This window comes from Pseudomonas sp. (assembly GCF_026224925.1).
Taxonomy (GTDB): domain Bacteria; phylum Pseudomonadota; class Gammaproteobacteria; order Pseudomonadales; family Pseudomonadaceae; genus Aquipseudomonas.
In genome coordinates this window covers 1-9,463 of the sequence record NZ_JAMFRV010000675.1, presented here as the reverse complement: position 1 = coordinate 9,463, position 9,463 = coordinate 1, and the positions used below count along the sequence as shown (strand labels likewise).

10 protein-coding genes are annotated in these 9,463 nt (G+C 56.3%); 3 read left to right on the top strand and 7 right to left on the bottom strand.

Annotation, left to right across the window (positions count from 1 at the left end; all coding sequences use genetic code 11):
- The first annotated feature begins 12 nt into the window (after nt 1–12).
- Both M0974_RS28245 and M0974_RS28240 read left to right on the top strand, forming a co-directional pair.
- Nucleotides 13–771 carry a YkgJ family cysteine cluster protein gene (locus M0974_RS28245; protein ID WP_297844919.1) on the top strand — a complete coding sequence of 253 codons (759 nt, stop codon included), beginning with the start codon at nt 13–15 and terminating at the stop codon, nt 769–771.
- A gap of 10 nt (nt 772–781) precedes the next feature.
- The gene (locus tag M0974_RS28240; RefSeq protein WP_297844917.1) at nt 782–1,744 is read left to right on the top strand and encodes a GlxA family transcriptional regulator; all 963 of its coding nucleotides are present in this window, start codon (nt 782–784) and stop codon (nt 1,742–1,744) included.
- 21 nt (nt 1,745–1,765) lie between these two features.
- On the opposite strand, the gene M0974_RS28235 is transcribed toward M0974_RS28240, so the two are convergent.
- From M0974_RS28235 to M0974_RS28205, 7 genes are all read right to left on the bottom strand, one after another.
- The gene (locus M0974_RS28235) at nt 1,766–2,002 is read right to left on the bottom strand and encodes a hypothetical protein (protein ID WP_297844916.1); all 237 of its coding nucleotides are present in this window, start codon (nt 2,000–2,002) and stop codon (nt 1,766–1,768) included.
- A gap of 118 nt (nt 2,003–2,120) precedes the next feature.
- Nucleotides 2,121–3,110, bottom strand: a complete 990-nt coding sequence (locus tag M0974_RS28230) for a fimbrial protein (RefSeq protein ID WP_297844914.1) — start codon at nt 3,108–3,110, stop codon at nt 2,121–2,123.
- Complete coding sequence (locus tag M0974_RS28225) at nt 3,107–3,886, bottom strand: molecular chaperone (RefSeq protein WP_297844918.1); 780 nt, start codon at nt 3,884–3,886, stop codon at nt 3,107–3,109. Before M0974_RS28225 ends, M0974_RS28230 begins: the two co-directional genes overlap by 4 nt.
- 20 nt (nt 3,887–3,906) lie before the next feature.
- On the bottom strand, nt 3,907–6,354 hold the full coding sequence (locus M0974_RS28220) for a fimbria/pilus outer membrane usher protein (protein WP_297844912.1): 2,448 nt from the start codon (nt 6,352–6,354) through the stop codon (nt 3,907–3,909).
- A gap of 229 nt (nt 6,355–6,583) precedes the next feature.
- The gene (locus M0974_RS28215; RefSeq protein WP_297844910.1) at nt 6,584–7,321 is read right to left on the bottom strand and encodes a molecular chaperone; all 738 of its coding nucleotides are present in this window, start codon (nt 7,319–7,321) and stop codon (nt 6,584–6,586) included.
- A 60-nt stretch (nt 7,322–7,381) separates the two neighbouring features.
- On the bottom strand, nt 7,382–7,963 hold the full coding sequence (locus M0974_RS28210; protein ID WP_297844908.1) for a fimbrial protein: 582 nt from the start codon (nt 7,961–7,963) through the stop codon (nt 7,382–7,384).
- A gap of 287 nt (nt 7,964–8,250) precedes the next feature.
- Complete coding sequence (locus M0974_RS28205) at nt 8,251–8,565, bottom strand: hypothetical protein (RefSeq protein WP_297844906.1); 315 nt, start codon at nt 8,563–8,565, stop codon at nt 8,251–8,253.
- A 324-nt stretch (nt 8,566–8,889) separates the two neighbouring features.
- Here M0974_RS28205 and M0974_RS28200 point away from each other — a divergent pair.
- The coding region (locus M0974_RS28200; protein WP_297844905.1) for an efflux RND transporter periplasmic adaptor subunit at nt 8,890–9,463 on the top strand (574 nt) is incomplete at its 3' end.

Sequence of the window (9,463 nt, the reverse complement as noted above, 5' to 3'; positions counted from 1 at the left end):
GCTTTCAATTCAATGAATACTCAGTTTTCCTGCGTAGGGTGCGGCAAGTGCTGCACCGATCACCACGTCCCCTTGACGCTGTTCGAAGCCAAGCAATGGGCGGCCGACGGCGGCAATGTCATCGTTTTGGTCGAGGCCTTTCTCGAAGACGGGTACGGCGTACCGGCGCTGCAACGTACCCATGCACAACGTCGTTCATGCCTGGTACCCAGCGGCAGCGCCCGCGCCTACGTGGCCATCACTTTCGCCGCCTTTAACGTCGGGCCTTGTCGGAATCTTGACGCAGAAAACCTATGCCGCATCTATGATCGCCGTCCTCTGGTCTGCCGTATCTACCCGATGGAGATCAACCCGCATATTCCGTTGCGCCCCGAAGCCAAGGGTTGTCCGCCCCACGCATGGGAACAGGGGCCGGACTTCATCCTCGGGGGCCAAGTGGTCGATACCCAACTGGTGGCGCTGATCGAGCAATCGCGCCAAGCCGATCGCGACGAGGTCGCGGCCAAGGACGCTATTTGCAACCTGCTGGGTATCCGCACTGCCGCGTTAAAAGGCGATGGCTTTACCGCCTACCTGCCGGACATGAAGGCGTTCGCTGCTGCTGTGGAAGAAATCAGCAATACCACCGCCCTGCCGCAGCTTTCGATTGAATCGGGCTGGACGTTTCACGTGTCAGGTCCGGACATTGCCGATACCCTGCGATTAGCCGGTGCTCAGGTGGCAACCAGCGATCCACTCAACTACACCTTCATATCCTTAAAACAGGCGTGAACACTCACCCATGAAAACCGTGGCGATTATGGTTTTCCCTGGCGTCCAGTCATTGGATATCGCCGGGCCATTGGATGTGTTCGCCGAGGCCAACCGCTTCGTCCCGGCAGGCAGCGGCTACCGCATTGTCACGATCGGCACCGCGCCTTACCCCATCATGGCGTCGAACGGTATGCCGCTGGGTGCTGAACTATCGATTGAAGACGCGCCCCATAAATTCGATGTAGTGCTAGTGCCGGGTGGACCACTGCTGCCGGAGACAATGGCGCTTCCTGTCATCACCGGTTGGCTGCGCAAAGCCGCGCCGCTAGCGGAGTGTTACGGGTCGATTTGCACTGGCGCTTTTATCTTGGGGCATGCCGGGCTGCTGGACGGCAAACAGGCGGCGACGCACTGGAGCCACGCCCATCAACTGGCCGAGCAATTTCCTTTGGCCAACGTCGAACCTGATCGAATTTACGTGCGCGACGGTGCGCTCATGACGTCCGCAGGCGTGACCGCCGGGATCGACATGGCATTGGCATTAGTGTCGCAAGACCACGGCCCGGCCGTTGCGCTCGCGGTAGCCCAACGTTTATTGGTAGTGATGCAGCGTCAAGGTGGGCAATCTCAATTCAGCCCGTACCTGATCGCACCCGAAGACGACAGCTCACCCGTGGCGAAAATTCAGCGCTACGTGATGGAGCACATCGCCGAGCCTTTTTCCGTGGAGCGGCTGGCCGAGGTGGTTGCCATGAGCCCGCGAAGCTTTGCGCGGATCTTCGTCAGGGACGCCAAGGTCACACCGGCTGAGTTCGTGCAACGTGCACGGATCGATGCCGCACGTCATTTACTTGAAGGAAGCCAACTGGCGATCAAGGCCGTGGCCTATCGCTGTGGCTTCGGCAGCGCCAGTCGCATGCGGCTGATATTCAGCCAGCGGCTGGGCGTGACGCCGACCCAGTACCGCGAACGCTTTCAGCACAATGGGTAAGCGCTGAGACAAGGTCGAGAATCAGCGTTTGCCCATGGATTTACGGGTGCCATGGGGCGCCGCGCCAGGGATCTTGTTGTGGCTGGATTTGCCCGACTTCTTGTAATACGGTTCTTCCAGCGTTTTCACTGGAGTGAAATCAGCAGGTTTAAACGAAAATTTGAAGTCCGGGATGCTCGCAGTCTTTTTACCTGCGGCATTCTCAGCGCCCTGCTCGGCGACGGCTTCAGGAGCTGGCGTGTGTTCGGGGGTAGTCATGGAAGCTCCAAAATATGTGGAAGTCAGTCGTCGTGCAAGATGGGCGCTCGCCCAGGCCGCGCAGCATACCTGAATCCCCGACGACCTGCCGCCATCGCCGGTAACCTCCCATCACCTTCTATTGATAAAACAAATCAATCACGACTTCAGCCTCGAACGTTCCCGCTTTAGGGGCGGGGGTTTGCCAGACCAGTTCGGCGTCGAAATCAGCCCTCGCAGAAGAATCGTTTCCCAACAGGTCCGCCAGGTGGAAAGGCTGGTTGTAAGGCAGTGTTGAACCAGTGCTGGCATTGACGATGCGGATGCCAACGCCCTCGTTGGCAACCGGTATCAGGAAATCACCTGACACACTGCCCGACACCGGTTTGAATTGCGCACCCAGGCTAAAGGGCGTGTCGCATGTGCGGTTGGTCACCAACGAAAATGGACGCCGGTCGATGACTCGACCCACCGCCACGTTCTGAATGCCGATCGCACCAAACTCAACGGTTTCCGGGATCACCTGTAACTCGGCATCACAGGCAATAAATCTCAAGCCGCTCAGGTTATTGATGACATAGCTGAGGTTGTAACCGGGCAGCGGATTGAGGCCTGCCCCACTGTCCAGCTGCAACAGCCGATAGTTCAGCAAATCACTGGCCACGCCCGAGGGTGGCGTAGGGCCGAACTTCTCAATGAACACCGACAACGCCAAGCTAAAGGTGAGACGCGGGCAGGCTTTGATGTTTGCGTCACCCTCGTTACACACCGCAAGGCTCTGCCCGGTGCTGAATCGGCCGCTGCTTTGCACATAGTCGATGCCATTCAGGGTCAGGCCGGCACGAATGCCTTGGCCAATCGGCAGGTTGTCCGGGTTCAGGTAAATGAAGACCTCCTCCTGCTGCGCTTGCAAGCCGTCCTTGTAACACTCGACTTGAACGTTAAAACGGTCCGAGCGCCAGATGACGGTGCCTTGAGGTGCCGACGCAGGGATCGCAACGGTGCTGCCCAGATCGGCTTGAACCACCGCAGCCCCGGTGCCCTGCTCCTTGCAGACCAGCGCGAAACACGTCGCGGGACTCAGCAGCAGCGCCAGCAACAGAGGTCGAATCCAGCGAGTATCGGTCATGGTTGAGCGTCCTTGAAAAGGGTGGCGTCGGGCAGCGAACGGGCACTGAATACCGCCCGCTGATCAACGTCGGCGACGTAGCCATGCTGGCCGCCAAAATCGTTGAGCGCCTTGAAGGAAAGACGATGCCACCTGTCCTTCCCAGGCTCGATGGCCGTGAGCGGCAAGCTGCGGGTGACCCCGGGCGGCAATAGCTGGTAATTGCTGACGGAATAATTTTCCTCAGTACCCTCCAGCCGAAGGTTTTGCAGCGAAGCGTGATAAGCCGTTGGGTTACTGACCTGCAGGGCGATGGCACCCTGTTCATCCAGGATAAAACGCCACACTAACGCTTCAGCGGTACGCGCTGGGTCGCCGGGTAAACCGGAAGGTCGATAGAACACGTTAATGCGTTGGCGAATAGCAATGCTCAGTTGGTTTTCACCCTCCACACGCGGAGGAACTTCCATCACATATAGGTGCAGCAATGACTCTTGGTCGATGGGCATACCGATGCCCTCATACAAGACGCGCAACACCTGCCGGCCGTGAGCCTGCAAGTGCCACAGGTGGGGGGTGACGACAAAAGGCAAATCGCCGGATGATCCACCGTCTAGATCCTGCGCATCACTGAGCCATGCCTGAAGCAACACTTCGTGACTGCTGCGATTGATTGCTTCGATGCTGACCTCGCGAAAACGGCCGTCGAAGATCAACCGAGTTCCGCTCAATGAAACAGCCGCTTGTGCGCCAACATTGCCCAGAGCCACTACAGCGCCCATCACGAGAAAACTCATCAACAGGCCTTTGAATCCGCTCATTGGCAGGTGCCCTTTATGCGTTCGTAAGCACGCGCCGGGTCTTTTGCCGGCAGTTGGTAAGTTACCAGACAGCTTTGATCGGACCATTTGACTCGCAGCACGCCACTGTCTTGGTTGATCAACACCAATGCACGACTGGTGGGGTCGACCACCGCTAGCGATTTGCCGTGCTCGTCCTCGACGCTGGCGCCCAACGGCACTTTGCTGCCGTCTGCACGCAACAGTTCGAACTGCACGCGGCGCCCGATGGATGCGTTGAAATGCACGACACTGACAGCACCACGCCTGGGCACGACTTGCACGATGGCATCTTCAATCTCTACGTCGGCCCCTAACTGGCGGGTATCCAGCGCGACCCAGTTAGTCCGATACGGTTGCGTATACGGCAGCAACGCGTAACCGTTGGCTGACGTTTCGACATTGTTGTAATTGGTCAGCTTCGCGCCGTTGACGTGTGGCACTTCGACCAGCGCGAAGGTTTCACCCAAGGGTTGCCCAAAGTTGATACCGCCTTGGTGGCCGACCAACGAACCAGCAGCCCCCAGACTCATCGCATCGTAATCACGGCCTTGGCTGTAACCCGCTTCGAAGCGGCCATACGGCAACGTGGTATTGACCTTGCCCGAGCCAAACGAACCGGCACTGCTGTCATGCCCGCCCTGGACCGAGTAGAAGGCATTACGATTGTCCAACACCTGGCCGTTGAGCCCGGCCTGCGAGTTGAAATTACCGCCGCTGTCGCGCACTAGATTGAATGAGGCCCTGGACGATGCGGAGCTCGCCCCCAGTGGCACGGTCAGGGCCAGGGAAACTCGATGGTCGGTGCCGGCGTCTCCGTCAACATTCATCTGCTGATTACGTTCGATGGAGACGCTGTAGTTGATGGATTTCCACGCCGCGTTGTAAGACAAAAACAACTGACGGGTTTTACCCGGCACATTCCAGTAACGCTGATCGCTGGCGGTCAGGCTCAGCGAGCCAGACTGTGCGGGCAACGATTGATTGATGTTAAGTTCCAGGCGATCCTTCGCTCGGCCGATAGGCGTTTGGCCCACGCGCTCGACCTGCTCATCGACGTGCTCTTCCAGGGTGCGAAATTGATCCGTGGAATATCGATAACCCGCCACCGCAAATGTCGTACTGGTCATGCCCAGGGTGTTGGCGTAGCGCAGGCGCAAACTTTGTCCCTGCCGAGATTGCTCGCGTAACTGGCTGAGGGAGTGCGTGAGGTCGGCCGAAAATGCACCCAGCGGCGAGTTAATGCCCGCACCGACATTGCCCGCCTGATAATCCTGCGTCCATTGCAGGCCACCGAACCCGGTCAGTCGCTCAGACACACCGTAAACCAATGTCCCGCTGCTGAACGCCGGTGTCGCCTGGTCATCACTGCTGCTGTCGTACTGCCCCAGCGCCAGGCTGTAACGCAGCGCGCCGTGCGGAACCATGATGGGTAACCCAGCAAAGGTTTGGGTAAATGAGCGCGTTCGTCCGTTCGCCTCCACAACTGTCACCAACAAATCGCCATTGGAGCCGCTGGGGTAAATGTCGCTGATCTCGAACGGTCCGGGGGACACACTGCCGCTGTACAGCAGAAAACCGTTTTGCCGGACCTCTACCGTGGCGTTGGTGTCGGCGATGCCGCGAATCGTAGGCGCGTAAACCCGCTCACTGTCGGGCAACATGCCGTCATCCGAATCAATCGCGGCCCCTCTGAACCGAACGCTGTCAAAAACCAGCGAGTTCGAATACACCTCACCCAGGGTCAATTGACTTCTAAGCGCCGTGAGATCCCGCTGGGCATAGGTGCGATTACTGGCAAAACGATAAGGCTGGTTACCGCCATAAGTCAGGGACGACTCATTGCGCAGGCGCCAGGCGCCCAGGTTTAAACCATTGCGCAGGCCCAAATAATACTGGTCGGTGTGCTCTTGCAGATTGCGCCGACGGACCGCGCTGAAGTTGTAACTCGTGAACGCAGCCGTCTCTCCTTGGTCCCACAACTGCGGCGCCACATACCCGCGGGCGCTACGTGCCATGGCCGCCTGCGGCACGCTGATCAACAAGCGCAAGCTATTAGGTTGGTACTCGACCCGAGCAAACTCGACGTGTGCCGGCAAATCAAAACAGGCCACGGAGTGCTCATCGCCGGCTGACTGTTGTAAACGTTCAACATCCAGGCCAAAACCCTGAAGCATGTCCAGCGTCAGGCACGGTTCAACCCGCTTGGAGACCGGATTTTGCGCAAATGTGATATCACGACGCCCGGCCAACGTCCGGTTGAAATACACGTCGACACTGTAAATACCAGACAGGACGCTGTTACCGCGTAAAAACTCTTCAAGGTCGACAGGCTCGCTGGTGCCCTGAATAAAGGCCGTGTTGAACGTTGCCGAAGCCTCGCCGGGCTGATTCGCATTGGCAGGCACCGGCAATACCAAAGCCATTCCTATGCCGATACCAAGTGCACGTCGCTTGACGGATGTGCACGCTGCAAAATGGTCGTGGAATAATCGTTTGCTGTTAGGCGTGTACCGTTCCATGTGCTGTTATCACTCAATCCTGGGAATACTTCGCGCCGCAGGGATCTTTCACACAGGCGCAAACCGGCCGAGTGTGTGCACCTGTCGCAGCTCGGATGGCTCGATAAATAAAATCGGGGGGTATCGTTATTGGCTAGCGCCGATCAGTCTTGGCAGCGACCGTGGCAGTGACCATCTGGTTGCCTGTCAACGTGGCGAGATAAGCCACCTGTCCGCCAAAATCGTTGATGCTATTGAAAGTCAGGCTTAAGGGTCGGCTGCTTGCCGGCCTGCCCAACTTCAGCTCCAGTGATTGCTTTGGGGCCAGCATGTGGCTGCCTTTTTTTATCACCTGAACCGTGCCGTCATGGACTTCGAGTCTGACCATGGACACGTGGTATGAACTCGGGTTGTTCACGTGGAGTACGTCATTTCGCAGTTGCCACTGCAGTGTTTCTGGCGCCTTTTCAGGCGCGTCGCGAAGTCCCACAGGGCGGAAAAACACTTTGATACGCTGACGAATCGCAATCTGCAGCGCGTTTTCGGCAGCGACCTGTGGGATCTCTTGCACGTTGAGCCAAAACACCGACTCGCGGTCTTCGGGCATGTCTGCACCGGCGTACACGATCCGCAGTAACTGTTTGCTGCCGCCCGGCATGCGGGCTAATGCGGGGGTAATGATAAAGGGCAAATCGCCGGTCTCCTCCGCAGTGGCTTCGAGCCAGGACTGCAACAGGATTTCGCCGCCACTGTTTTGCACGCCAAAGCTGACTTCTTTGTCTTGTGCCGGATAAATGATGCGCGTGGTGTTAAGCACAATGCCCGCCTGGGCATTGGCACAAATCGCCATCGCTAACAAAAAGCCAGCGTATCGAATAGAGGTGTAAATCATGATGACACTCGCCTGGAACTGGTAGTGACGGGGTGAGTGCAACTCACCCCGTCAATGCTATTACTCGTAGTCCAAGACGAAAGGCATGTAGCCGTCGGCGTTGCCTGGGTTGGTCGGTGTGCCGTTAAGCACATACACAGCGCCGAAATTCAGTTCGGCGGTGGCACCGCCTACACCATCCTTGACCAGCGGTTTATCGATGGTTTCGGTGCCACTCAAGTCCATGATCTGATTTTGAGCATTCAGCAGCCCAATACCCACGCCATCTGCAGCCCCCGTTGTGCGCAAGAGTTTGGAATCGTTGTTATCCAGACCGCTGCCGGAGCGCGCAACGAAGCGCATTTTCACGGTGTCGTACTGCTCGACGCCCGCGCTGCAATTGACCAGCAATTGAACAGGTGTCGCGGTTTCCAGTTTGGTATCGCTTGCAACGCCGATATCAGTGAACGATACGTTGCCCAGGTCGACGTTGATGTCGCCATTAGGACCTGCGCCTACCCCGGCGCCAGGGCCGACTGCACAGGAGATATTGGTCAGGGTGCCATTGAATACCACTTTGCCATTATTGGCTGCGTTAGCAGTGCTGGTTGCACCCAGACCGACAGCGCTCAAAACAGCCAATGCGAGAGAAAGCTTTTTCATGCAGATACATTCCTTGTGTTCGTTCGTATTGGTCCATCACTGGACGAACAGAACTATAACGAGACTATCCATTATCCGATGTAGGCAATAACCATCTTGTTCATTAGGAATCGGGCACTAGTAAAGCGGGTGTTTTCTGTAGGAAAATTCATAATAATCATTAAACACCCATAAACCGTGGCTTACAGCCAATATCTCTAATGCAAAGCATTGGCAAAAGGTCGAATTAAAATAATTCTCAATGTGCCAAGTTAACGAGCGAAAACTAATTTCTTATGCGCTATTGGTCATTGATACGTCAGCGTTACGACCCTCAGGGTCGAATCATCATCGTGGGTCAATACATTCAAGCGGCTACTGAAAGCCATGACATCGCCGCTGCAGGCATTGCTTTCAGTGTCCAAAACAAGGGTGACACCCGGTGAAACCTGAATAATGCGTGGTTTTTTAAAAGCGCTGACTTCTCCTGACCCACGCACATCGCACGAACGGTTAACAATTTGTCCGTGGAAATTAAGGGCGTCGCCCTTAGCCAGAATCTCGGTACTAAAAGTCAAAATCACTATCGAAAAAAGGATAAGGCCTACGGCTTTAGTAGTCATCGCAGAACTCCGACTAGATCTTGTCATAGAAAGAGGAAAAGTTCATGTAGGAATCTTCCTATCTTTTCTTTCAGCAACCTTTCAACACGCGTTCAATCAACTGAGCTGATCAAATGTGCATTAATCCGCTCTACTTTTTTATCGGCAAGAAAAGGGTATTTCTTTAGCACTCAGCGCTTGCTGACAATTTTGACAGTTAGCAGTCAGTGTACTGACCCGGTCGGCGGGCTATAAGGAACAAGCTGATTATTGGGATGATCGAAACCTGTCATGGACGCCTTCGATTACGCCCCTCTCCTTGGTCTCACCCGGCGACATTCAAGCATGCGTAAACTCACCAGAATCGTTATCGTCGCTATCATCGTTGTGATCGTCGCCCTCGCCGGCTGGTTCTTGACCCGCCCAGCTGCCGCGAAAAACTCAGCGCCTCCAGCGATTCCGGTTCGGGTCATCAGCGTGGTCAAAGAAGATGTGCCGCGCTATGTCAGCGGAATTGGCTCAGTGCTGTCGCTGCACAGCGTGATTGTCCGTCCGCAAGTCGATGGGATTCTGACCAAGTTGTGGGTCAAGGAAGGCCAGCAAGTTAAAGCTGGTGACCTGTTAGCGACGATTGATGACCGTTCGATTCGCGCGACGCTGGCTCAAGCCCAGGCGCAGTTGGCGCAGAGTCAGGCGCAACTGGATGTGGCGCAACTGGACTTGAAACGCTACCGCTTGCTGACCACCGACAACAGTATTTCCAAGCAGACGTTTGACCAGCAACAAGCGCTGGTGCATCAGCTTGAGGCGACCGCGCAGGGTAATCAGGCATCGATCAATGCCACCCAAGTGCAACTGTCCTACACGCAGATACGTTCGCCAGTGACCGGGCGCGTCGGTATCCGTAACGTCGATGAAG